This window comes from Lacimicrobium sp. SS2-24 (genome assembly GCF_002201535.1).
Classification (GTDB): Bacteria; Pseudomonadota; Gammaproteobacteria; order Enterobacterales; family Alteromonadaceae; genus Lacimicrobium.
The window spans coordinates 36,940-58,850 of record NZ_NIWW01000010.1 but is presented as its reverse complement, the minus strand read 5'-3'; the positions used below and the strand labels follow the sequence as shown (position 1 = coordinate 58,850).

The window sequence follows — 21,911 nt, the reverse complement described above, 5'->3', positions numbered from 1 at the left end:
TATCTGGCTGACGGACCCTTAGTTGACATAGGTCACCCTATGACGATATCCCGGCACAATGCGTAACTTCCAGCGATTCAGCTCTTCCTGGCTGAAGGCTGGCACCGGAGTGTGCTGAGATATCCAGGCATTGGTGTTCATAGGGGCGCCGTTTTGGTCAGGCAGGGCATCAAAGGTCTGGTGCCCGGCTATCAACAGCATATCATGGCCTTCTTGCTGGCTTGTACGAACCCGGTCTTGCAGCTCCTGTATACTATCAACACGCACAACACTGGCGTGCAACCCATCCCAGATAACCTGTTGTTCCTGTGCCCCGAGGTCGGTATTGAAAAAAGCCTTCGCGGTGGTACTTTTTCCCAAAAGAATTAACGCATTGGTCGCCTTTAAGTCCGTTGTTTTGAAGCCGCAAAACCACAAGGTTTATTAACAGGGTCTTTTCCTGACTATCTCAATCTGCAGTTGAGCTGGTCGATGACTTCTGCCCATTCGGCATCTTCCTGTAGGGCACCACGCAGTAAATTAGCCTGTGCTGGACTCCAGAAAGGGGCATCTTCTAATCGGGTGCGGCTGTCGAGCCCGCGGTGGGTGTCGATAAACTGATTGATCGAGGCTGTATCATCCTGCAGCCCCAACTGATTGAAGAGATCGTTAAGTGACGGATTTGCCATATTCATACTGCGTTTACCTTTTAACAAGTGTTTAACAAAAGTTCCGGGTTGGGGTATGGTAGATAGCATTAAATATAGTCAACGAAAGCGGATTTTTGCATGAATACAGCCCCTCTTAATCCTGATGAGGTCAAAGCGATTTATTTGAGTGAGGAAGATCTTGTTGTTGCCTCTTCGATTCTCTATCAGGCGTACCATGACGATCCTCTGTTTATGGAGATATTCAAGGCTGAGGAGGAAGAATACGAATCACGTCTTCGTAGCGCTATTCGTGAGGAGCTGCATACGTTTTGGCAGGCAAAACAGCCGATGGTGGGGCTTTTCGAAGGGCAGCGATTGCTCGCCGTGGCGTGTGTTTTGCGACCTGATGCGGGATTCGGACCAGGGCGTTTCTGGCATTGGCGGCTAAAAATGTTACTGACAGCGGGCTTGTTTGGTACCCGCCAGATGGTCGAAAAAGAGCAAAAAGTAAAAGATAATGTGCCGGCTAACCGCTATCACTTGCTCTCTTTTATTGGTGTTCACCCTGACCATCAGCACAGAGGGCTAGGGCATGTATTAATGGGAGCCGTCGACGCGGTGGTGAATGAGGATCCTCTGAGTGAAGGGGTCGCCGTGCTGGTTACCCTACCCAAATGCCTGAGCTTTTTCGAGCATGGAGAATACCATCACATCACTGAGTTACAGGTGGGACGCATTAAGGGGCAACTGATGTTTCATGATGCAACGGAAAAGGCGTAAGAATAACGCCTCTCCCGTTGTACGAAATGTCGTACATTTGTGTAGGAAAATCTGACTTTTTATCCCTGTACAAACACCTACATAATTTGTTAATTCATTGAAAAATAAAGTTAAAATATCTAATTGTCAGGTCTGGATTTTCATCCGGGCCGAATCATTTTAATCTTCCCCATAGCAAAGTTCCTGGATTCCTATATCTTTATCCCTGTCACAAGGAAACACGATGGGTCAAGGACGCATTCAAGGACAACTTCAGGACGAAGCATACTGGTAGTGAGGATGACCAGTGACAAAGGATAAAAGGAAAGGGACTGGTTCAGGACGAACCCCTCAGTCAGGATGATTGAGATAACAGGAGAGGATGGCATAAGGATGTGAAGCAAGGACTGATACAGCAAAGGTATGCGTTATAGGGATGTAATCATCAGTAGGGGCGCGGCTTTATAGCCGCGCCTTTATTTTATGTCCAGGACGGACGGTATGCCGCGATCGCAAGGAAGCGCTAGAGCGGCGATGTCCAGGAAGGACGGTATGCCGCGGTCGCAAGGAAGCGTTAGAGCGGCGATGTCGAGAAAAGACGGCAGGGACGCCTGCATAATCTCAATCCGTCAGCCTGCATGCAGCCTCTACTATGCTGGGTTTATTACAGCGTATTGCTGCTAGTAGCAAAGTACGAGCTATGAGTGAGATCAGACCCGATAGGGTGGTAAGCTGGTTTCGCTCACATAGAGCCCGCGCATGGTCAGCACGCCCTGGTAAGCATCTTCCCCATTACCTGAAAACTCGAAGTTAAACTCGGTATACCAGTCCAGTTTACCCCGATAGCTGTTGATACGGGTTTTTCGTCGCGAAACAGAAATCAGTTGCAACCCTTGCTTCTTGCAATAATGGTGCAAATACTCGGTGGCTTTTTCACTGATGGCTCTGACGCGCCAGAACTGCCAGCCAACAGCTATAACAAGCAGCAGCAACACTAATTCGAATAGGCTCATTGTCGTTGCTCACTGAATAGCGCGCCTATGGCCTGAAGCAGTTCGGGGCTTTTATCGGGACTGCGCAACAGACTCAGCATTTGTGTTCTTAGCATAGGGATTCTGACCAGATCTGCAAATACCGCGCTAAAAAGCGCATGGGAATGTTGCGCCAGTGCATTCATGTAGTTGTGTAACAGGGCGTTGTCTTTTAAGCGCTGCCAGTGTCGTCCACTTATGATCACCAGCATGTCGGTATCAGCACGCTCTTCTGTAAGAAGTTGTTGCAAAAAAGCCGCTATGCGCTCTGGCTCTTTACTGCGTGACAGGGCGCGTAAGCCCGACAGTACGGATGAGGGTTGCTGCTCTGTGGCCAGCCATTGCAGTATCTTTGCACTGAAGTTCGCCGATGGCTGATGATTCTCCATGGCCTGGCACAGAGGCTGTTTTACTTCATCTGCCAGCAGGTCGAAATTATCCAGTACAGCCTGTTCAATAATCGGGTCATCCATGGCGGCGGCTACATCACTGATCCCCTGCACTGGCACATTATTCCAGTCTTTTTCTGTAGGTGACTGAATGTACCGCAATGCTTCGCTGAAATGATCGCTGTGCGGCAATCCCAATTGCTTCCTGACAATGGCATTAAAGTCGGCCATTTGCTGCTGAGGCGGCACAAAACTATAAGGGTGGTCGGGCACATCTTTGATGGTCTCGCCTTCAGCCTGTCTGGCAAGAGCTTCTAATAGAATGCGCAGGAAGTGATCGCGGGGACCCGGCATCAGTTTACTTTGCTCATCCAGTGGCAGTTTTAAAAACCAGATAAAATACTGGGGTGCGCTTGCGCTCACCATGGCGTTAACGCCCGCAGGATCGCTGTTCCAGAACAGAATGCCCAGCCAGGCAGCCCCGAGTCTTGGTGTTGGAAATGGCTGTAGTGCATTTTCTATATCGATAAACTCCTGCGCGGGGAGGGGGCGAATGCCGCGACTCATATCAAAAACCTGATATTGGCTATTGGCATGTAACAGAAATTCACTAATCGTACTGATGTTTGACATGTTATCCTTGGCGGTTTTTAGCGGGTACGGTGTTTTACGCTTTTTTGGCTTTACGGCTTTTTCATGGCGCACTGAAGTCAAATCAACACGCACCTGCGATTATACCCTGAGACGCAGTAACAGGCATCCTATGTCGAAACAGATCCCTAAACACCAACAAACCCGAAAATTACTCGGTGAGTTGACCGTGACCTTGCAGCAACAGGCAATGTGGCAATCTACAAGACCTGCGGCCATAAAACTGGCCAGCACAGAGCCATTTTGTTGTGACACATTGCGTTTTGAGCAGTGGCTGCAATTTGTTTTTATTCCCACTATGGAGCACCTGTTAGAAACGCAGCAGCCTTTGCCACAACACATGAGCCTGGTGCCGATGGCGGAACAAGTGTGGCCAGTGCACCTTCATTGCAGCGACCTGATGCAGGTGCTGCGGGCTTGGGACCGGTTATATCAAAAGGCAGGATAAATGTTACCCATACTCTATCAGGATGATGATTTGATTGCCGTGCACAAGCCCGCGGGATTACTTGTGCATCGCAGTCTGATTGACAAATATGAAACCCGCTTCGCCATGCAGATGGTACGCGATCAGATCAATCAGTATGTTTACACTGTACACCGGCTGGATAAACCCACCTCAGGTGTATTGTTGTTTGCCCTTAGCAGCGATGTGGCGCGGGTGCTCAGCCCCATGTTCGCTCAGGGGCAGGTGCAGAAAACGTATCAGGCGATCGTCAGGGGATTCAGTCCGCACAGCGGTTGCATTGAGCATGCCCTGAAAGAAAAGCTGGATGCAATAGCAGATAAAAAGGCGCGCACCGATAAAGCGCCTCAGGATGCCGTGAGTGAATACACCACATTGGCGAGGTTCGAATTGCCTTATCCGGTCAGACCCTACAACAGTGCGCGTTATTCCCTGGTAGAGCTGTATCCGCGCACGGGACGAAAGCATCAGTTGCGTCGGCATATGGCGCATATTAATCATCCCATTATTGGTGATGCGAATCACGGGGATGGCAAGCACAATGCCATGCTCAGAACAGAGTTCGATTTTCAGGGTTTAGCATTGACGGCTTGTGAGGTGGTGCTGAACCATCCCGTTACCGGGGAAAAATTAGTGATCAAATCAGAGTCAGAGCCACGTATGCAAAGACTCTTAACCCTTTGGCGAGAAAATAACTGGGAGTGCGAATGTCCAAAGTAAGTATTTTTTATGGCAGTGTGTATGGCAATGCGCAGCAACTGGCTGAAGACGTGCAGACAGAACTGGAAAAAATCGGGATTAAAGCTGAGCTGCTCGATGACCCCAAGCTGGATGATGTGCAGATGGCAGAGGAATTACTGTTTATCAGTTCCACCACGGGACAGGGGGATGTGCCGCCCAACCTTGAAGGCCTGATTCTGGATATGGAATCTCGTTTTCCCCTGTTAGACGGGCGCCCGTTTGCGGTGGTGGCACTGGGTGACAGCAGCTATGGTGATACTTACTGTGGCGCAGGACGGCATATCTATGAGCTGCTGGAGGAATTACAGGGCAGTGCTAAAGCGCCTCTTTTCAAAGTGGACGCCTGCGAAACCCTGGAGCCACAGGAAGAGGTCTTACCCTGGGTGAAAAAGCTTTATACAGCATAAATGCTTGCTGACCTATCCAGGCAGGGTATCGGCCCTGCCGTTCATCCTTTTCTGCGTTTACCCCCATTTCCTGCGTTTACCCTCAGAAGCATAATAAGAATTTTGCCATCCCCCCCTTTACGATTATCAGGCAGGTGAAGATAAAAAGGTAAAAAATCATTTGGACGTCTAGACGTAAAGATGTTGACATTTCTCTTTTAGTTGGCAAGATCGGCTCATGGCAGTCTTTGCCAATCCCAGTTCTGTTCCCAGGAGAGAGCCCATGCCAATTTGTATACCCGGTGAGCTGCCGGCACAGGATGTTCTGAGCGAAGAAAACATCTTCGTGATGGAGTCCCATCGTGCTGTCAATCAGGATATTCGTCCTCTGCAGGTCGGTATACTCAATCTGATGCCGAATAAAATTGAGACGGAAGTCCAGTTGTTGCGTTTACTGTCCAATACCCCGCTTCAAATCAGTGTGGATCTGATTCGTATTGACAGTGAGGCACCGAAAAACACCCCAAAAGCGCATATGGACGCGTTTTATCATCAGTTTGAAGAAGTGGCAGGTAAAAAGTACGACGGCCTGATTGTGACCGGTGCGCCGCTGGCCATGCTGGATTACGAGGCAGTGAAGTACTGGGACAAAATGCAACTGGTAATGGACTGGGCCAGACGCCATGTGCAGTCAACGCTATTTCTGTGCTGGGCCGCCCATGCTGCGGTCTATCACTATTTTGGCTTAAACCGTTTCCTGCGCGAGCAGAAACTCTCAGGCGTGTATGCCCATCAGGTCAACAGCGAACACGATGAACTGTTACGTGGTTTTGACCCGGTATTTAACGCCCCCCATTCCCGTTTCGGTGAAGTGGCACTGCAAGATTATCAGTCAGTGCCTGAACTCGACGTTCTGGCCAGTTCACAAGAGGCCGGTGCCTATGTGGTGGCGAGTAAAGACAAGCGCATGGTGTTCGTTACCGGTCATCCAGAGTACGATCCGGATACACTGGCACAGGAATATTACCGGGATTTAAAAGCCGGGCTTAAGCCAGCGTTACCGGAACACTATTTTATCAATGATGATCCGGCGCAGCCTCCGTTAATGAGCTGGCGCTCCCACGGCAGCCTGTTGTTTACCAATTGGCTGAATTATTATGTGTACCAGATTACCCCTTATAACCTGTCAGATATTGCCTGATGGCGAATGGAATAGGAGCTGTTTTTGACCGATTCAACTAAATTTACCCAGGCCCTCAAACAGAGAATTCTGATCCTCGATGGTGCCATGGGCACAATGATCCAACGTCACAAATTAGAAGAAGCCGATTATCGGGGAACCCGTTTTGCAGACTGGCACAGTGACATCAAGGGCAACAATGACTTGCTGGTGCTCACCCAGCCGGATCTTATCCGTGACATTCACGGGCAATATCTGCAAGCCGGTGCTGACATCATCGAAACCAATACCTTTAACGCCACCTCTATTGCCATGGCCGATTATGATATGCAGTCTCTGGTACGAGAGATTAATGTGGAGGCCGCCAGGTTAGCGCGCCAGGCAGCAGACCAGTACAGCAGTGCCGACAAACCACGTTTTGTCGCCGGGGTGTTAGGGCCAACCAACCGCACGGCGTCCATCTCGCCGGATGTGAACGACCCGGGTAAGCGCAATGTCAGCTTTGATCAACTGGTTGAAGCGTATGAAGAGGCATGCGATGGCCTGATGGAAGGCGGCGCGGATGTGATTCTGGTGGAGACGGTGTTCGATACACTGAATGCCAAAGCGGCCTTATTTGCCATTGAGAATACCTTCGACAAGCGCGCGCAGCGACTCCCAGTGATGATCTCCGGCACCATAACTGATGCATCCGGCAGAACCTTGTCCGGGCAAACGGCCGAGGCCTTCTATTACTCATTACGTCACGTTAAGCCCGTATCCTTTGGGCTGAACTGTGCGCTGGGACCGGATTTATTGCGCCAGTATGTACAGGATATCAGCGACATTGCCGAATGTGCCGTGTCTGCACACCCCAATGCCGGGTTACCCAATGAATTTGGTGAGTACGACATGGAAGGGGACGAAATGGCTGAGCATATTCGTGAGTGGGCAGAATCCGGACTGTTGAATATTGTTGGCGGATGCTGCGGCACCAGCCCCGAGCATATCCGTGCTATCGCAGCAGCGGTTGCAGATCAGGCACCTCGGCAGGCGGCTGCACCAGAAGTGCGTTTGCGTCTCAGTGGTCTTGAACCGTTCGTACATTGATAAAGAGGTAATTATGACGAATCAAGCAAGTACAAACTTTATCAATATCGGCGAACGTACCAATGTGACGGGCTCTGCCAAGTTTAAGCGCCTGATCATGGATGAGGACTACGAAACAGCACTGGATGTGGCCCGTCAGCAGGTAGAAAACGGCGCTCAGATCATCGACATCAATATGGATGAAGCGATGCTCGATTCTGAGGCCGCCATGGTGCGATTTTTAAATCTGATTGCCTCTGAACCGGATATCTCCCGGGTGCCGGTGATGATTGACTCATCTAAATGGACGGTCATTGAAGCCGGTCTTAAATGTGTTCAAGGCAAGGCGATCGTCAATTCTATCAGCCTGAAAGAAGGGGAAGAGCAGTTTCTGCAACAAGCCAGTTTGCTCAAACGCTATGGTGCTGCCACGGTGGTGATGGCCTTTGATGAAAAAGGCCAGGCCGATACCGAAGACCGAAAGTTTGAGATCTGTGAGCGTAGCTATCGATTATTGACCGAGAAAATCGGTTTCCCGCCGGAAGATATCATTTTCGATCCGAATATCTTTGCCGTGGCAACGGGCATCGAAGAGCATAATAATTATGCGGTAGACTTTATTAACGCCACGCGCAGAATCAAGCAGCATCTGCCTCATGCCCTCGTGTCGGGTGGCTTGTCGAATATCTCTTTTTCTTTTCGCGGTAACAATCCTGTGCGAGAGGCCATGCATTCGGTCTTCTTGTACCACGCCATTGCAGCGGGTATGGACATGGCGATCGTCAACGCGGGCCAGTTGGCGGTCTATGACGATATTCCCAAGGAGCTGCGCGAAGCCGTTGAAGATGTCATCCTCAACCGTAATGACCAGGCTACTGACCGGCTGCTGGAGCTGGCCCCTAAATATCAGGGCGACGGTAAAGAGGTGGTCAAGGAGAATCAGGAATGGCGTCAATGGCCGGTTAAAAAGCGCCTGGAACATGCCCTGGTTAAAGGCATCATGGACTTTATTGAAGAAGACACCGAGTCGGCACGCCAGGAAGCGGATTTACCTTTGCATGTCATCGAAGGTCCTTTGATGGACGGCATGAACGTGGTTGGCGATTTGTTTGGTGAGGGCAAAATGTTTCTGCCTCAGGTAGTCAAATCCGCCCGGGTAATGAAAAAAGCGGTGGCTTACCTGCAGCCATACATTGAGCGCGAGAAGTCTGAGGGCAGCAGTAACGGCAAAATCCTGCTGGCTACGGTAAAAGGTGACGTGCACGACATTGGTAAGAATATCGTCGGCGTGGTGCTGCAATGCAATAACTTTGAAGTCATCGACATGGGCGTTATGGTGCCGTGTGAGAAAATTCTGCAGACGGCCATTGATGAAGGTGTACAGATGATTGGTTTGTCGGGCTTGATCACGCCCTCGCTGGATGAAATGGTGCATGTGGCCAAGGAAATGGAGCGTAAAGGATTTGATATGCCTCTTCTGATTGGAGGGGCGACCACATCCAAAGCCCATACGGCGGTAAAAATTGAGCAAAATTATCACGGTCCTGTGGTGTATGTACCCAATGCCTCAAGAGCCGTGGGTGTGTGTCAGAAGCTGATATCTAAAACCGATAAGCTCGCCTATGTCGCCCAGCTCAGCACTGAATATGACAAAGTCCGGGAGCAACACGCGCGCAAGAAACCACGTACCAGACCGGTGACACTGGAGCGCGCCAGAGCTAACCGCTTTGTACCGGATTTCAGCGCATATCAGCCTCAACGGCCTAATCAGTTGGGCGTGCAACAGGTGCAGGCGGATATCAGCACCTTGCGTGAATACATTGACTGGACACCGTTTTTTCTGACCTGGTCTCTGGCGGGCAAATACCCACGTATTCTCAATGACGAGGTGGTGGGTGAAGAGGCACGTAAATTGCTCGCGGATGCCAATGCCATGCTGGATGACTTTGAACAGTCCGGGCAGCTGACGGCCAAAGGTGTGGTAGGACTGTTTCCTGCTAATCAGGTTGGTGATGACATTGAGATCTATCGGGATGATAAGCGCACAGAACTGCTCACCACCGCCTGTCACTTGCGACAGCAAACCGAGAAAAAGGACTTTCCTAATTATTGTTTAAGTGACTTTGTTGCCGCAAAAGACACTGGTATTGCCGATTACGTAGGGGCCTTTGCGGTGACCGCCGGGATTGGTGAGGAAGCGCTGGCGGAGGCGCACAAACAAGCCGGTGATGACTACAATGCCATTATGGTTAAAGCGGTGGCCGATCGACTGGCAGAGGCCTTTGCGGAATACTTGCATAAAGTGGTGCGCAAGACTCTGTGGGGCTATGCACCTGATGAAGCGCTGGATAATGAGGCGCTGATCCGCGAGAAATATCAGGGTATTCGTCCGGCACCTGGCTACGCTGCGTGTCCGGAGCATACCGAGAAACAAAAGATATGGGAACTTCTGGATGCCGAAAAACATACCGGTATGACGCTCACCGAGAGCTATGCCATGTGGCCCGGCGCCTCTGTGTCTGGCTGGTATTTTGCCCACCCTGACAGCAAGTACTTTGCCGTCGCGCAAATCCAGCAGGATCAGCTTGAGGACTACGCTGACCGCAAGGGTTGGTCGATTGAACACGCCAGCAAGTGGTTGAGTCCCAACCTCGGTTAACGCTGGCAAAATCGAGCCCCGATGTTTTACAGGGTTTGACTAAAGGGTGATATGGTTCAACTGGCTCACGATAACTAACAAGGGTGAAACGGATGGACAAACCTTTTAGTCAGGCCTGTGAAAACAATAAACAGCCCATTTTGAATATATTACAAGAGGCATTTGCCAATGTCGTTTCGGTGCTGGAAATTGGCTCTGGCACCGGCCAGCATGGGGTGTTTTTTGCGGCCCATTTGCCCCACCTTGTCTGGCAGACCAGCGACATGGCTGACAACCATGATGGCATCAATGCCTGGATTGATGCCTGTCCCTCAGACAATCTGAAGCGTCCAATACCCTTTACTCTGGGTCAAGATACCTGGCCAGAAGGGTCGTTTGATGGCGTTTTTACCGCTAATACCACCCATATTATGCAAGGCGATGAAGCCACACTGATGATGCAGAGCGTGGCTGAGAATTTGCCACCTGATGGCGTATTTTGTCAGTACGGGCCATTTAATATCGATGGGCAGTATACCAGTGACAGCAACCGGGCTTTTGATCAGAGCCTGAGAGCCCGGGGCTATGGTGGTATCCGTGATGTCAGCGAATTACAACGTTGGGTGCAGGGGAGTGGGCTGGCGCTGTGTCATCGTCATCTGTTGCCAGCCAATAATCAGCTTTTAGTGTGGCAAAAGCGCTGCAAGTGACAAATCGGTTATTATTCTGGCTTTAAATAAACCGGGGTCGGCGGGCTTCAGTTTTTGCGAAAGGGTAACAGTGACGTGGCCTGCGTTTTATACTGTTGAAGGTGCGCTCGTTCCTGCTTAAGAAAAGCAGCCACCGCCTGATGAAAGTCGCTATGTTTCAGCCAGTGACTGGAGTAGCAGTAAACCGGCTCAAAGCCACGCTGTATTTTGTGCTCGCCCTGCGTACCGGGATTAAATTGCTGTGGTCCCTTTTCAATACAAAATGCAATGCCCTGATAGTAACAAACTTCAAAGTGCAGGCCATCGACGCTGTGCAGGGCGCCCCAATAACGGCCATACAAGGTATTCTCATCAAACAGTAACAGCGCTGAAGCGAGCAATGTGTCATCTCTGTGCGCCTGCACCAATAAAAGGTTGTCCGCCATGCTGTTCCTCAGCTGCTCAAAGAATGCCGCCGTCAGATAGCCGCTGTGACCAGAGCGCTTGAGGTAGGTTTGACAATAGCAGCGGTAAAAATCCAGCATGTCCTGCTCGCTGATTTGTTCACCTACCAGCCATCGGCAGCGAATGCCATGCTCAGTGAGTCTGTTTCGCTCTTTATTCAGGTTTTTTCGTTTGCGGGAGCTGAATGTACTGACAAAGTCCTCGAAACAGACATATGCACGGTTAAACCAGTGAAACTGAACCGACGTGCGGCTTAACAGATGTTGCTGTGTCAGTGCGGAAGAGCAGTCTTTGTCGGTAAAAAGCAAGTGCAGTGAAGAAAGTTGCTGCACGTTGCAGTAGTTCTTCAAAGCTGAGATGACCTGCGGCCACAGTGTCGCCTCCATGGCTTTGTTGCACAGTAACCGGGGGCCCGTAACCGGGGTGAAGGGCACGGCGCTGATAAGCTTTGGGTAATATGCAAGGCCATGGCGGTGATAGGCGTCTGCCCAGGCAAAATCAAAAATGTATTCTCCATAGCTGTGCGTTTTTTGGTACAAGGGCATGACTGCTATCAGGGTCGCATTGTCATACACTGTCAGGTGGCAGGGTTGCCAGCCTTGTTGTGCGCTTACACAATCTGTTTGCTCCAGCGCGTGCAGAAATTCATACTTGAGAAAGGGACCCGCACCCTCAGCCAACTGTTGCCAAAGGCGGCGATCAATCTCAGAAATGGCGTTGACGAAGGCAAATGTAAGGTTCATGGGATATCAGTAATAAAAACCGGAGTGTAAAAAGGGCAATATGACAGAAGCCGACAAGAAGATCATCCGTGAGAGCCTGACGAACTTGCTGAGTCGTCGTGAGCACAGTCAGAGTGAGTTGTTACATAAATTACAGGCTAAAGGTTTGGATCCTCAATTGTGCCAGCAGGTGATTAGCGAGTTTGCCCAAAGGGGATGGCAGTCGGATCAGCGGTTTGCTGCCAGTTTTGCCCGTCAAAGGGCTTCCAGGGGGCTGGGAGAGATTCGTATACGGGGCGAACTTCGCCAGCGCCAGGTCAACGAACAAGAGATTGACGCAGCGATCGCTGAACTGGAGGTGGATTGGTTTGAGGCGGCTCGCACTTTGTATCAGAAGAAGTATCCCAGTGAGGCGAGTGATTTTAAAGTGCGTCAGAAGCGCGCCCGTCACCTGCAATACAAAGGGTATACGCCGGAGCAGATTCGCTATGCGATGGCATCACCGGAGGAAGACTAACACCTGTTCATCCATACTATATTACAGCTGAGTCTGGTCATGGAAGTAACCCAGGTGCTGACGCTGCCCGATGCTTGTTGGCGATGTCGTCTAGCATCACTGTACAACACGTTGCATTCACTTGCGTTTATTAAAACCAGGATCTTCAGAGTATGGCATGACAGCCCGTGTCACAGGGTGTTTTGAGCAAACTGCCATGACGCTTTTTTGTGCGGGTTACGGGACCGGGCGTATGAGTGTAAAAGTAAATTTCAGCGACTCGGAGTGGTTCTTACCATCAACCTTGTGAAAGTGTGATAAAAATGCCTGAAACAGCATGTTTAATGGTCTTTTAGCACCTGACACGGAGCAAGTTTTCATGCTATTGTCAGCCCCCTGAGTGAATTTTTTCATTTAACTATCCAAGTGACTTTTACCCTTAATGCCGCTTATCCGGGATAATCAATGACTATTAGTACTGCTGACATTCGCCGCAAATTTTTCGATTATTTTACCAGCCGTGGTCACCAGTTGGTGCCAAGCAGCTCGCTGGTTCCAGCCGACGATCCGACCCTGTTGTTTACCAATGCGGGTATGAACCAGTTTAAGGACGTTTTGCTGGGTGCTGAAAAGCGCAGCTACAACCGTGCGGTATCGGCACAGCGCTGTGTGCGTGCCGGTGGAAAGCACAATGATCTGGAAAATGTCGGCTATACGGCACGTCACCATACGTTTTTTGAGATGTTAGGTAATTTCAGCTTTGGCGATTACTTTAAAAAAGAAGCCATTGAGTTTGCCTGGCATTTTCTGACCAAGGAGCTGGGCTTACCAGAGCAAAAACTGCTTGTCACCATTTATGCTGAGGACGATGAGGCCTTTGATATCTGGTCACAACATATCGGTGTGCCTGAAGAAAAGATTATACGTATCGACACCTCAGATAACTTCTGGTCGATGGGGGATACCGGACCCTGTGGACCCTGCTCAGAGATTTTCTATGACCATGGCGAGCATATTTGGGGAGGCCCCCCGGGCACCCCGGAAGAGGATGGTGACCGCTTTATCGAAATCTGGAACCTGGTGTTTATGCAATACAACCGTCAGGCCGACGGTGAATTGCAACCTCTGCCTAAGCCCTCGATTGATACAGGTATGGGATTAGAGCGGATTTCAGCGATACTGCAGGATGTACACAGTAATTATGAAATCGATTTGTTCCAGGCGCTGATCAAGGCTGCCGCTGAGATTACTGGTGCTAAGGATATACAGGACAAGTCTCTGCGTGTGGTGGCGGATCATATTCGTTCCTGCAGCTTTTTGATTGCAGATGGCGTGTTGCCGTCCAACGAGGGACGTGGTTATGTACTCAGACGCATCATTCGCCGGGCAGTGCGCCATGGCTATAAACTGGGCACTGAGGATATTTTCTTTTACAAGCTGGTAGGGGCGTTGATTGAACAGATGGGGGAGGCTTACCCTGAGCTGAAAGCACAGCGCTCAACCATCGAGCGGGTGCTGAAACTTGAAGAAGAGCAGTTTTCGCGCACCCTTGAGCGCGGCATGCAGATTCTGCAGGATGCCCTCGAGAGCCTGGAAGATAAGACGATTCCCGGAGAGCTGGTGTTTAAACTCTATGACACCTATGGTTTTCCGGCCGATCTGACCAATGACGTGGCCCGAGAAAAGGGCTTCGCCATAGATGAGGCGGGATTCGAAGCCGCCATGAGTGAGCAGCGCAAGCGTGCACAACAAGCCAGCAACTTCGGGAAGGATTACAACAGCCAGCTAAGCAGTGAGGTAACCTCAGACTTTACAGGCTATGAGCAAAGCCGCGGTGAGGCGAGCGTACAGGAGTTATTCAGTACAGACGCCAAAGTTGAAAGCCTGAAAACAGGTGAACAGGGTATTGTGGTGCTTGATACGACGCCTTTTTACGCAGAGGCGGGCGGACAAGTCGGAGACACCGGTTACCTGAGCTTAAGCTCTGGAGGCGGATTTAGAATTACGGATACCATAAAGTTGGGCAATGCGATTGCCCATAAAGGTGTGGCTGAGTCAGATATTCATGTTGGTGATAAAGCCAGTGTTGAGATTGATGTTGAACGTCGTCAGGCGATTAAACTGAATCACAGTGCCACGCACTTATTGCATGCTGCACTTAAACAGGTGCTGGGTGAACATGTGAATCAGAAAGGCTCGCTGGTTGAACCTCAGCGTCTGCGATTTGACTTCTCTCACTTTGAGGCAGTCAGCCAGCAACAGATTGCGCAGATTGAAGCGCTGGTCAATGAGCAGATACGACTCAATCACCCGTTAACCACCCAATTAATGGATCTGGAAGAAGCCAAGAACGCCGGTGCACAGGCGTTGTTTGGTGAGAAGTATGACGATCAGGTCAGGGTGGTGAGCATGGGGCCTTTCTCAATGGAGCTGTGCGGTGGCACCCATGTGAAGCAAACCGGCGAGATTGGTTTGTTCCGTATTTCCAGTGAGGGGGGGATTGCTTCTGGGGTGCGCCGCATCGAAGCGATAACCGGGGCCGAGGCACTGAGGTTCTCGCAACAACAAACCCAGCTATTGCATGAACTGGCCGCTGAGGTGAAAAGTGACTGGCAGAAGTTGCCCGAACGCATTGCTCAATTATTGGAACAGTCTAAAACGACAGAAAAAGCGCTGCAGCAGCTCAAGCAAAAATTAGCCAGTCAGGCTGGATCCGATTTATTATCTCAGGCGTATGAAATAAACCAAATCAAAGTACTGTCTGCTAAGTTAGAGGGCGTAGAGGCCAAGTCACTGCGTGATCTGATGGACAATCTTAAGAATAAGATGGGTACAGGTATTTTGGTGTTGGCCGTCGCGGGTGAGGATAAAGTGAGTCTGATTGCTGGGGTGACCAAGGATCTGACAAGCAAGGTAAAAGCCGGAGAGCTGGTTAACTTTGTTGCCCAGCAGGTAGGTGGAAAAGGTGGTGGTCGTCCTGATATGGCGCAGGCAGGCGGTAATCAGCCTGAAAAACTCGACCAGGCACTGGCTTCCGTGTCGACATGGCTAGAAGATAGGCTATAATCCGCGGCTAAATCCGAGGCCGGTTTTTGAGGTGACAACAAAAACAGGGGGCCGCAACGTAAAACTTTTCAGTTAACAGGGTTTTACGCTAGGTTTAAGTAGGGACATTATTTTGGACTAACGGAACAGGAGCAAGAGAATGCTTATATTGACCCGTCGTGTGGGTGAAACGTTGATGATCGGTGACGAAGTTACAGTAACGGTTTTAGGCGTTAAGGGAAATCAGGTGCGTATTGGTGTGAATGCACCTAAAGAAGTATCTGTGCACAGAGAAGAAATTTACATGCGTATACAGGCGGAGAAAAATGCAGATTTTTCCCCGCAGGATGATGACCAGTCAGAGCGTGACTGAGTATTCATCAGCTAAAAAAGGCCGGTTTATCCGGCCTTTTTTGTGTCAGCGCGCTGATCATGACGAAAACATCCGTAGTGACGAAGAGTGTCGAAAATCGCGGTGTTTGAGCAAAATTTAACTGAATTGCTCGAATTGCCAACAACTGCACGGCGCAGAGCCAAAAAAGGTTTGACTCTATATGAGCGAGTCATTAAACTTCGGCCCCACATTCAGGACAGATTGATAGCTGACTGAATGAGCGTTTCCGGAGAGGTGGGTGAGTGGCTGAAACCAGTTCCCTGCTAAGGAACCATACCTATTGCGGGTATCGAGGGTTCGAATCCCTCCCTCTCCGCCATTCTTCTTAAAGAAGAAGCCAATGTTAGTAACGTACTAGCATTGAAACACAATTTCAGGACGCATAGCTCAGCTGGATAGAGTACTCGGCTACGAACCGAGCGGTCGGAGGTTCGAATCCTCCTGCGTCCGCCATATAAACGAAAAAGCCCCGGTGTAGTTTACCGGGGCTTTTTCGTTTATGCGCGGCCCAATGGGATGAGAGCCTCCTCAGGTTCGACTAATTTGCCGGGAGCAAATTAGAACGTGCGCAGTCCAGCGCGGCCCGCAGGGCGCAGGGCAAGGACAGCCCGGAGTAATCCTCCAGCAAATTATCTCCAGTTTGTGCGTTAAGCCCATGCGCAGTTTGCATGGGCTTTTTTTGTTCGCCTCATTCCTGAGGCTCACCCGCTTCGCAGGCCAGCTAAAGCGGTCCTAAAATATTCCCGGTATTTTAGTGTTTATGCGCGACCCAATGGGATGAGAACCTCCTCAGGAATAGACGTTCGACGGTTTCTAAGTGGATGATCGTATAGTATTCTCAACGGTCTGAAATTATGCGCCTCCATCCTATTCTTCAGGTCAAAACTCTGGCCGAGGTTCAGTGGGCAACAACACAGGTTTTTGCAGTATGGATGATGAGAAGGGTTGGGACAGTTATTGGAAATCCCGGCAACATGAACAGGCCCTGACGGTTAGAACGGGGGTGAGCGATCCGCTCGAGCAGCATTGGCATGCTGTTTTTGATGAATATCTTCCCTCCTATATATCCCCGCAGTTGCTGGAGTTGGCTTGTGGCAATGGAACACTGATTAGCATGTTGTCACCCAATGCCCTTGCGTCAATGAATGCCGTCGGACTGGATATTTCGTTCCATGGCATTGCTAATCTCATCCAACGTCAACCTCAGTGTCAGGGGGTAGTGGCAAGTGCCGATGCCCTGCCATTTAAGCCTCAATCATTCGAGTTAGTGGTGAGTCAGTTCGGTGTTGAATATGCGGGCAGTGAGGCATTGATACAAGCCCTGTCCATGCTCAAGAATAACGGGGTCATGGCGGCCCTGGTACATTTTCAGGGTAGCGATATCGTTAAGGCTAGTGCGCACGCCTGTGCGCACCTCAGACAGTTAGCGCAGCAGCACATTCTGTCTGAAAGCAAAAAAGCGTTACAGGCAGCCCTGAGCCTGGCTAACGCACAAATCTCAGAAGTGGAATTTCGTGAAGCAGACAAGGCATTTTCACCTGTCGTGAAAGCACTTGAGAGCATTATCAGAGCCTGTAAGCATCAGGATCTGGGTAATAAGCTTAAACGGTTGCATGGTGATATCGCACGCATTTATCAGCGTCCGGAGCGTTTTAATGAAAAGGAAGTCATGCAGTGGCTCGACACCCTTACAGATGACTTTGTGGCCTATCATAAAAGAATGAAAGCCTTGGTCGACGCTGCCCTTAGCCCCAATCAACTGAGGGAACTGGAACAGCGTATTGGTGCAGCTGGCTGCACAGTAATACGCTACCAGCCGCTGGTCATGGAGCAGTTTAGTTTTGGCTGGGAATTGGTTTGTCAGCGCGTCGGGAAGCAGTGACACCTATCGCCACGGGACATTGACAAATCATTGTGAAGACAGCTTGTTGCACAGTGTCCGTTTTATCCAGAAATCGAGACTCAGATAACGCCCACCGCCGATAAACAACAGTGCCAGCAACATGACAAAGTACGTGATAGCGAATTCGATACCATTATTCAACACCACAAATTTACCACTGGCTGTCAGCCACTCGTAGTTGCCGTGCTCCTGCAAAATACTGTTTGCGGCTGAGAGTTTATCGGCTGAAGCCATGACGCTTTCATTCATAAAGAGCGTACCATTAGCCAGCCAACTGGATGTATCTGCAATGGCTGGCCAGCCATTTTGCCAGTGTACCGTAAACGCCGCCACTAACATGGTGACCATTAATGGAAGGGTTACCAGTCGGGTCAGTAATCCCAGTAACAACAAGATTCCCCCAATCAGTTCGGCTGCAATGGCCAGGCTTGCCATCAGAGCAGGGAAGGGCAGACCCAATCCCCAGTCAGGATTGCCAAACCAGGCAGCGGTATCGGCAAAGCTGATGTATTTGTTCCAACCAGCCTGGATCATTACCGGTGCCAGGTAGAGTCTGATGAGTAGTGATGGGATACCATTGAAGCACTGCAGTCTATCCAACATGCTGAAGTAATACTGTGCCAGTGTATTGATCATTTTGGTGTTCCTGGTCAGGGGCCCCGTTACGAGACAAGAGTGTTCTTCTGTCAATTGACAGGGGCAGCGATAGTTTTCTTTCACAGCATAAGGGAGGAGCAGGGCACGGCAAAGTACTATTTAGATACGTGATAACTGATATTGTCAGCAGTGATACAACCATGCAAATTGTCTGAAAAATACACACTAACCGCTTAAAATGGGTAAATATGCATGTGTTTTGAATAATATGTAATTTGTTATCTCTTTTCGACATCAGGCTTATATTGTTTTTTTCAGATCACCATGTTACTTATCTGGTCTTTCATTCAACTGGACGAGAGTCATGACACCAGAGTTATCTTCACAGTTACAGGATGCCGGTCTGCTTCTGGTCGTCGGCATGGTGGTTGTTTTTACCTTCCTGGGATTATTGATCGGTGCGGTTTCCTTGATCAGTGTGTATTGTCGTAAATTCCCTGGCGCGGCACCCTCTGAAACGCAAGGGCGTATTCCTGTTTCCCGCAAAGGTCTTTCACCTGCAGTCGTCGCGGCCATTACCAGTGCCGTCCATCAGTATCGTAAACAACCATAATTCGGAGATCCCATGTCCAATCCACTTGCTATTACCGATGTTGTACTCAGGGACGGTCACCAGTCACTGTTGGCGACCCGCATGCGCCTCGATGACATGCTACCCATTGCAGAGAAGCTGGACGCTATAGGCTACTGGTCTCTGGAAACCTGGGGCGGGGCGACTTTTGATGCCTGTATTCGCTACTTGGGTGAGGATCCCTGGGACAGAATCCGGGAACTGAAAAAAGCGATGCCCAATACCAAACAGCAAATGTTGCTGCGCGGTCAGAACTTGTTGGGATACCGTCACTATGCTGACGACGTGGTGCGTAAATTTGTCGAGCGCGCTCACACCAATGGCGTTGATGTGTTTCGAATCTTTGATGCCATGAACGATGTGCGTAATTTACAGACCGCCATTAAAACGGCTGTAGAAGTGGGTGCCCATGCCCAGGGTACGCTGTCTTATACCGTCAGTCCGGTACACACCATGGATATGTGGATTAATATGGCACGCCAGCTGGAAGATATGGGGGTACATTCCATTTGCATTAAAGATATGGCCGGATTGCTCAAACCTTATACCTGTGAAGAATTGATCACACAGTTAAAGGACGCGGTGGCAGTGCCTATCACAATGCAATGTCATGCCACCACTGGCCTGAGTACGGCGACATACCAGAAAGCGATTGATGCAGGCATTGATATGCTCGACACCTCAATCTCGTCAATGAGCATGACCTATGGTCACTCAGCAACCGAGACGATTGTGGCGATGGTGGAGGGAACGGATCGCGATACGGGACTGGATCTGATTAAACTTGAAGAGATTGCGGCCTACTTCAGGGAAGTGCGAAAAAAATACGCCAAGTTTGAAGGTAGCTTAAAAGGCGTGGATTCCCGAATTCTTATCGCGCAGGTTCCCGGAGGCATGTTGACCAATATGGAAAACCAACTGCGGGAGCAAGGCGCAGAAGATAAAATGGATGATGTATTGAGAGAGATCCCCTCTGTACGCGAAGATCTTGGCTTTATTCCCCTGGTTACACCTACCTCGCAGATTGTCGGTAGTCAGGCGGTATTAAATGTGCTGACCGGCGAGCGTTACAAAAGTATCACCAAGGAGACGGCGGCTGTACTCAAAGGGGAATATGGCGCAACGGCGGCCCCGGTTAACAAAGAATTGCAGGCCCGGGTGCTGGAAGGAGGGGAAGCCATTACCTGTCGTCCGGCTGATCTGATTGATGATGAGATGGAAAAACTCAGTGGCGAACTCGACGAGGTGGCCAAGAGTGAAAGCATTACCCTGGCGAAGGACAAGGTGGATGATGTGCTCACCTATGCGCTGTTTCCACAGATTGGTCTGAAGTTTTTGCAAAACCGCGGTAACCCTGATGCGTTTGAGCCGGTTCCTGGTGAAGCACCTGCTACCGCGAATTCCACACCATCCGGGGCAACGCAGCGAGGCCCTGCTACCTATTCCGTGCGTGTTGATGGCAAAGTGTATAACGTTGAAGTGGCCGAAAGCGGTGAGCTCAGTGATATTTCTGAGGCCCCTCAGGCGGATAAGCAGCAGCCTCAGACGACCAGCGTGGACGGTACCGAAACCCTTAACGCCCCCCTGGCGGGCAATATCGTTAAACTACTGGCCAAACCCGGCGAACAGGTTAGTAAAGGAGATGTGGTATTGATCATGGAAGCCATGAAAATGGAAACGGAAGTGCGGGCTGCACACGACGGGGTGGTTGCCGAAGTTCTGGTCAGTGAAGGGGATGCGGTGCAATCCGGCCAAGCCCTGATGACATTGGGGTAACCGCGACCATGGAGAAGTTACAGATACTCTGGCAGTCCACTTCTTTGGCGAATTTTGAACTGGGCCAATTGGTGATGATGTTGGTTGGCCTGGTGCTGTTGTACCTCGCCATCGTCAGAAAGTTTGAGCCCCTGCTGTTATTGCCAATTGGTTTTGGTGCACTGCTGGCTAATATACCTCTGGCGGGCTTTAATGATCCCGGTGGCATGTTGTACTACATCTATGCCGTGGGGGTGGATACCGGTATTTTCCCTCTGCTGATTTTTATGGGTGTAGGGGCAATGACAGACTTCGGTGCCCTGATCGCGAATCCTCGCATGCTTCTGCTAGGGGCTGCAGCGCAGTTCGGTATATTTGCAACCTTATTTGGTGCGATTCTGCTCAACGCTGTTCCCGGCTTTGCCTTTACGCTGAAAGAGGCCTCCGCGATTGCGATTATTGGTGGTGCCGATGGCCCTACCGCCATATTCCTGTCGTCACAGCTTGCCCCGGAATTATTGGGTGCTGTGGCGGTGGCAGCCTATTCTTATATGGCCCTGGTGCCCATTATCCAGCCACCCATTATGAAAGCGCTGACGACGCAGGCAGAGCGAGAGATCACCATGGAGCAGTTACGTACCGTCTCCAAAAAGGAAAAAGTACTCTTTCCTTTAGCGGTACTGATATTGACCATTATGGTGTTGCCAACAGCCACCCCGTTGGTGGGGATGTTTTGTCTGGGTAATTTGATGCGTGAATGTGGTGTCGTTGACCGCTTGAGCAAAACAGCACAAAACGAGCTGATCAACATCGTGACCATTTTTCTGGGGCTGGCGGTAGGGTCGAAATTGTCTGCGGATAAGTTTCTTACTCTTGAAACTCTGGGAATTTTGCTGCTGGGCGCGGTGGCGTTTGCCATTGGAACCGCAGCAGGCGTATTGATGGCAAAATTAATGAACCGTCTCAGCGGCGGTAAAGTCAATCCGTTGATTGGTGCTGCAGGCGTGTCTGCGGTGCCCATGGCGGCCCGGGTGGTGAATAAGGTGGGCCTGGAGGCTAATCCCCATAACTTCCTGTTGATGCATGCGATGGGGCCCAATGTAGCCGGAGTTCTGGGCTCTGCGGTTGCCGCCGGCATTTTGCTGGCACTGGTAGGTTAATCTCAAACAAAGCACCGCTATTGCCAGAAAGCCTGAAAAAGCCAGCCCGTATTGCGGCTGGCTTTTTGTTTTCTGAATGCAAAGAGAGCTCCGCTAGACAGAGGCTGTTTCGCCCA

General features: G+C 50.3%; 21 protein-coding genes and 2 tRNA genes. 17 read left to right on the top strand and 6 right to left on the bottom strand.

All coding sequences use genetic code 11. The features are described 5' to 3' along the window. Positions 1 to 18: 18 nt before the first annotated feature. Together CCY32_RS15240 and CCY32_RS15235 are read right to left on the bottom strand one after the other, a co-directional pair. Complete coding sequence (locus CCY32_RS15240) at positions 19 to 360, bottom strand: hypothetical protein (RefSeq protein ID WP_141096245.1); 342 nt, start codon at positions 358 to 360, stop codon at positions 19 to 21. 83 nt (positions 361 to 443) lie between these two features. Beyond that, a complete protein-coding gene (locus tag CCY32_RS15235; RefSeq protein WP_168171544.1) occupies positions 444 to 674 on the bottom strand; it encodes a DUF2789 domain-containing protein in 231 nt (76 codons plus the stop codon). A 93-nt stretch (positions 675 to 767) separates the two neighbouring features. Here CCY32_RS15235 and CCY32_RS15230 point away from each other — a divergent pair, with 93 nt between their 5' ends. After that, on the top strand, positions 768 to 1,409 hold the full coding sequence (locus tag CCY32_RS15230) for a GNAT family N-acetyltransferase (RefSeq protein ID WP_088332204.1): 642 nt from the start codon (positions 768 to 770) through the stop codon (positions 1,407 to 1,409). Positions 1,410 to 2,098: 689 nt separating this feature from the next. On the opposite strand, the gene CCY32_RS15225 is transcribed toward CCY32_RS15230, so the two are convergent. Both CCY32_RS15225 and CCY32_RS15220 read right to left on the bottom strand, forming a co-directional pair. Continuing rightward, entirely contained in the window at positions 2,099 to 2,401 is a 303-nt protein-coding gene (locus CCY32_RS15225; RefSeq protein ID WP_088332202.1) for a DUF3301 domain-containing protein, read from the bottom strand. Continuing rightward, positions 2,398 to 3,441: a DUF3549 family protein gene (locus CCY32_RS15220; RefSeq protein ID WP_141096244.1), complete on the bottom strand. Its 1,044-nt coding sequence runs from the start codon at positions 3,439 to 3,441 to the stop codon at positions 2,398 to 2,400. Before CCY32_RS15220 ends, CCY32_RS15225 begins: the two co-directional genes overlap by 4 nt. A gap of 130 nt (positions 3,442 to 3,571) precedes the next feature. On the opposite strand from CCY32_RS15220, the gene CCY32_RS15215 reads away from it, so the two are divergent. The 7 genes from CCY32_RS15215 to CCY32_RS15185 all read left to right on the top strand — a co-directional run bounded on the left by CCY32_RS15215 (position 3,572) and on the right by CCY32_RS15185 (position 10,648). Continuing rightward, complete coding sequence (locus CCY32_RS15215; protein ID WP_168171543.1) at positions 3,572 to 3,907, top strand: YqcC family protein; 336 nt, start codon at positions 3,572 to 3,574, stop codon at positions 3,905 to 3,907. Beyond that, complete coding sequence (gene truC, locus CCY32_RS15210) at positions 3,908 to 4,645, top strand: tRNA pseudouridine(65) synthase TruC (RefSeq protein WP_088332198.1); 738 nt, start codon at positions 3,908 to 3,910, stop codon at positions 4,643 to 4,645. Continuing rightward, positions 4,633 to 5,073, top strand: a complete 441-nt coding sequence (locus CCY32_RS15205) for a flavodoxin domain-containing protein (RefSeq protein WP_088332196.1) — start codon at positions 4,633 to 4,635, stop codon at positions 5,071 to 5,073. Before truC ends, CCY32_RS15205 begins: the two co-directional genes overlap by 13 nt. Before the next feature lie 262 nt (positions 5,074 to 5,335). Beyond that, complete coding sequence (gene metA / locus CCY32_RS15200; protein WP_088332194.1) at positions 5,336 to 6,253, top strand: homoserine O-succinyltransferase; 918 nt, start codon at positions 5,336 to 5,338, stop codon at positions 6,251 to 6,253. 24 nt (positions 6,254 to 6,277) lie between these two features. Beyond that, positions 6,278 to 7,321, top strand: a complete 1,044-nt coding sequence (locus CCY32_RS15195; RefSeq protein WP_246840645.1) for a homocysteine S-methyltransferase family protein — start codon at positions 6,278 to 6,280, stop codon at positions 7,319 to 7,321. Positions 7,322 to 7,334: 13 nt separating this feature from the next. Then, the gene (metH, locus tag CCY32_RS15190) at positions 7,335 to 9,959 is read left to right on the top strand and encodes a methionine synthase (protein ID WP_088332350.1); all 2,625 of its coding nucleotides are present in this window, start codon (positions 7,335 to 7,337) and stop codon (positions 9,957 to 9,959) included. Between the two features lie 92 nt (positions 9,960 to 10,051). Beyond that, positions 10,052 to 10,648, top strand: coding sequence for a DUF938 domain-containing protein (locus CCY32_RS15185; protein ID WP_088332193.1), 597 nt, complete (start codon positions 10,052 to 10,054; stop codon positions 10,646 to 10,648). A 47-nt stretch (positions 10,649 to 10,695) separates the two neighbouring features. On the opposite strand, the gene CCY32_RS15180 is transcribed toward CCY32_RS15185, so the two are convergent. Then, positions 10,696 to 11,835, bottom strand: a complete 1,140-nt coding sequence (locus CCY32_RS15180) for a GNAT family N-acetyltransferase (RefSeq protein WP_088332192.1) — start codon at positions 11,833 to 11,835, stop codon at positions 10,696 to 10,698. A 40-nt stretch (positions 11,836 to 11,875) separates the two neighbouring features. Here CCY32_RS15180 and CCY32_RS15175 point away from each other — a divergent pair, with 40 nt between their 5' ends. The 6 genes from CCY32_RS15175 (at position 11,876) to CCY32_RS15150 (ending at position 17,631) form a co-directional block, all read left to right on the top strand. Next, on the top strand, positions 11,876 to 12,331 hold the full coding sequence (locus CCY32_RS15175) for a regulatory protein RecX (RefSeq protein ID WP_088332191.1): 456 nt from the start codon (positions 11,876 to 11,878) through the stop codon (positions 12,329 to 12,331). 444 nt (positions 12,332 to 12,775) lie between these two features. Further along, on the top strand, positions 12,776 to 15,376 hold the full coding sequence (gene alaS, locus CCY32_RS15170) for an alanine--tRNA ligase (protein WP_088332190.1): 2,601 nt from the start codon (positions 12,776 to 12,778) through the stop codon (positions 15,374 to 15,376). Positions 15,377 to 15,515: 139 nt separating this feature from the next. Next, positions 15,516 to 15,728 carry a carbon storage regulator CsrA gene (csrA, locus tag CCY32_RS15165; protein ID WP_088332189.1) on the top strand — a complete coding sequence of 71 codons (213 nt, stop codon included), beginning with the start codon at positions 15,516 to 15,518 and terminating at the stop codon, positions 15,726 to 15,728. A gap of 249 nt (positions 15,729 to 15,977) precedes the next feature. After that, positions 15,978 to 16,068: transfer RNA gene (locus CCY32_RS15160), tRNA-Ser, on the top strand. 57 nt (positions 16,069 to 16,125) lie between these two features. Next, positions 16,126 to 16,202 (top strand) — tRNA-Arg (locus CCY32_RS15155). Between the two features lie 475 nt (positions 16,203 to 16,677). Further along, positions 16,678 to 17,631, top strand: a complete 954-nt coding sequence (locus tag CCY32_RS15150) for a class I SAM-dependent methyltransferase (RefSeq protein WP_088332188.1) — start codon at positions 16,678 to 16,680, stop codon at positions 17,629 to 17,631. A 27-nt stretch (positions 17,632 to 17,658) separates the two neighbouring features. Here CCY32_RS15150 and CCY32_RS15145 read toward each other — a convergent pair whose 3' ends face one another. Next, the gene (locus tag CCY32_RS15145) at positions 17,659 to 18,288 is read right to left on the bottom strand and encodes a DoxX family protein (RefSeq protein ID WP_088332186.1); all 630 of its coding nucleotides are present in this window, start codon (positions 18,286 to 18,288) and stop codon (positions 17,659 to 17,661) included. A 325-nt stretch (positions 18,289 to 18,613) separates the two neighbouring features. Here CCY32_RS15145 and CCY32_RS15140 point away from each other — a divergent pair, with 325 nt between their 5' ends. Genes CCY32_RS15140 through CCY32_RS15130 form a run of 3 tightly spaced genes read left to right on the top strand, consistent with a single transcriptional unit; the run spans position 18,614 to position 21,795 of the window. Next, complete coding sequence (locus CCY32_RS15140) at positions 18,614 to 18,862, top strand: OadG family transporter subunit (RefSeq protein ID WP_088332184.1); 249 nt, start codon at positions 18,614 to 18,616, stop codon at positions 18,860 to 18,862. Between the two features lie 12 nt (positions 18,863 to 18,874). Continuing rightward, positions 18,875 to 20,656, top strand: coding sequence for a sodium-extruding oxaloacetate decarboxylase subunit alpha (gene oadA / locus CCY32_RS15135; RefSeq protein ID WP_088332182.1), 1,782 nt, complete (start codon positions 18,875 to 18,877; stop codon positions 20,654 to 20,656). Between the two features lie 8 nt (positions 20,657 to 20,664). Next, entirely contained in the window at positions 20,665 to 21,795 is a 1,131-nt protein-coding gene (locus CCY32_RS15130) for a sodium ion-translocating decarboxylase subunit beta (RefSeq protein WP_088332180.1), read from the top strand. Positions 21,796 to 21,911: the final 116 nt, after the last annotated feature.

Coding starts and splice junctions, on each gene's coding strand:
- CCY32_RS15180 (WP_088332192.1), bottom strand. CDS start 11,835: ATGAACCTTACATTTGCCTTCGTCAACGCCATTTCTGAGATTGATCGC.
- metA (WP_088332194.1), top strand. CDS start 5,336: ATGCCAATTTGTATACCCGGTGAGCTGCCGGCACAGGATGTTCTGAGC.
- CCY32_RS15175 (WP_088332191.1), top strand. CDS start 11,876: ATGACAGAAGCCGACAAGAAGATCATCCGTGAGAGCCTGACGAACTTG.
- CCY32_RS15145 (WP_088332186.1), bottom strand. CDS start 18,288: ATGATCAATACACTGGCACAGTATTACTTCAGCATGTTGGATAGACTG.
- CCY32_RS15185 (WP_088332193.1), top strand. CDS start 10,052: ATGGACAAACCTTTTAGTCAGGCCTGTGAAAACAATAAACAGCCCATT.
- truC (WP_088332198.1), top strand. CDS start 3,908: ATGTTACCCATACTCTATCAGGATGATGATTTGATTGCCGTGCACAAG.
- oadA (WP_088332182.1), top strand. CDS start 18,875: ATGTCCAATCCACTTGCTATTACCGATGTTGTACTCAGGGACGGTCAC.
- CCY32_RS15220 (WP_141096244.1), bottom strand. CDS start 3,441: ATGTCAAACATCAGTACGATTAGTGAATTTCTGTTACATGCCAATAGC.
- CCY32_RS15235 (WP_168171544.1), bottom strand. CDS start 674: ATGAATATGGCAAATCCGTCACTTAACGATCTCTTCAATCAGTTGGGG.
- metH (WP_088332350.1), top strand. CDS start 7,335: ATGACGAATCAAGCAAGTACAAACTTTATCAATATCGGCGAACGTACC.
- CCY32_RS15140 (WP_088332184.1), top strand. CDS start 18,614: ATGACACCAGAGTTATCTTCACAGTTACAGGATGCCGGTCTGCTTCTG.
- CCY32_RS15130 (WP_088332180.1), top strand. CDS start 20,665: ATGGAGAAGTTACAGATACTCTGGCAGTCCACTTCTTTGGCGAATTTT.
- CCY32_RS15205 (WP_088332196.1), top strand. CDS start 4,633: ATGTCCAAAGTAAGTATTTTTTATGGCAGTGTGTATGGCAATGCGCAG.
- CCY32_RS15150 (WP_088332188.1), top strand. CDS start 16,678: ATGGATGATGAGAAGGGTTGGGACAGTTATTGGAAATCCCGGCAACAT.
- CCY32_RS15230 (WP_088332204.1), top strand. CDS start 768: ATGAATACAGCCCCTCTTAATCCTGATGAGGTCAAAGCGATTTATTTG.
- alaS (WP_088332190.1), top strand. CDS start 12,776: ATGACTATTAGTACTGCTGACATTCGCCGCAAATTTTTCGATTATTTT.
- CCY32_RS15215 (WP_168171543.1), top strand. CDS start 3,572: ATGTCGAAACAGATCCCTAAACACCAACAAACCCGAAAATTACTCGGT.
- CCY32_RS15225 (WP_088332202.1), bottom strand. CDS start 2,401: ATGAGCCTATTCGAATTAGTGTTGCTGCTGCTTGTTATAGCTGTTGGC.
- csrA (WP_088332189.1), top strand. CDS start 15,516: ATGCTTATATTGACCCGTCGTGTGGGTGAAACGTTGATGATCGGTGAC.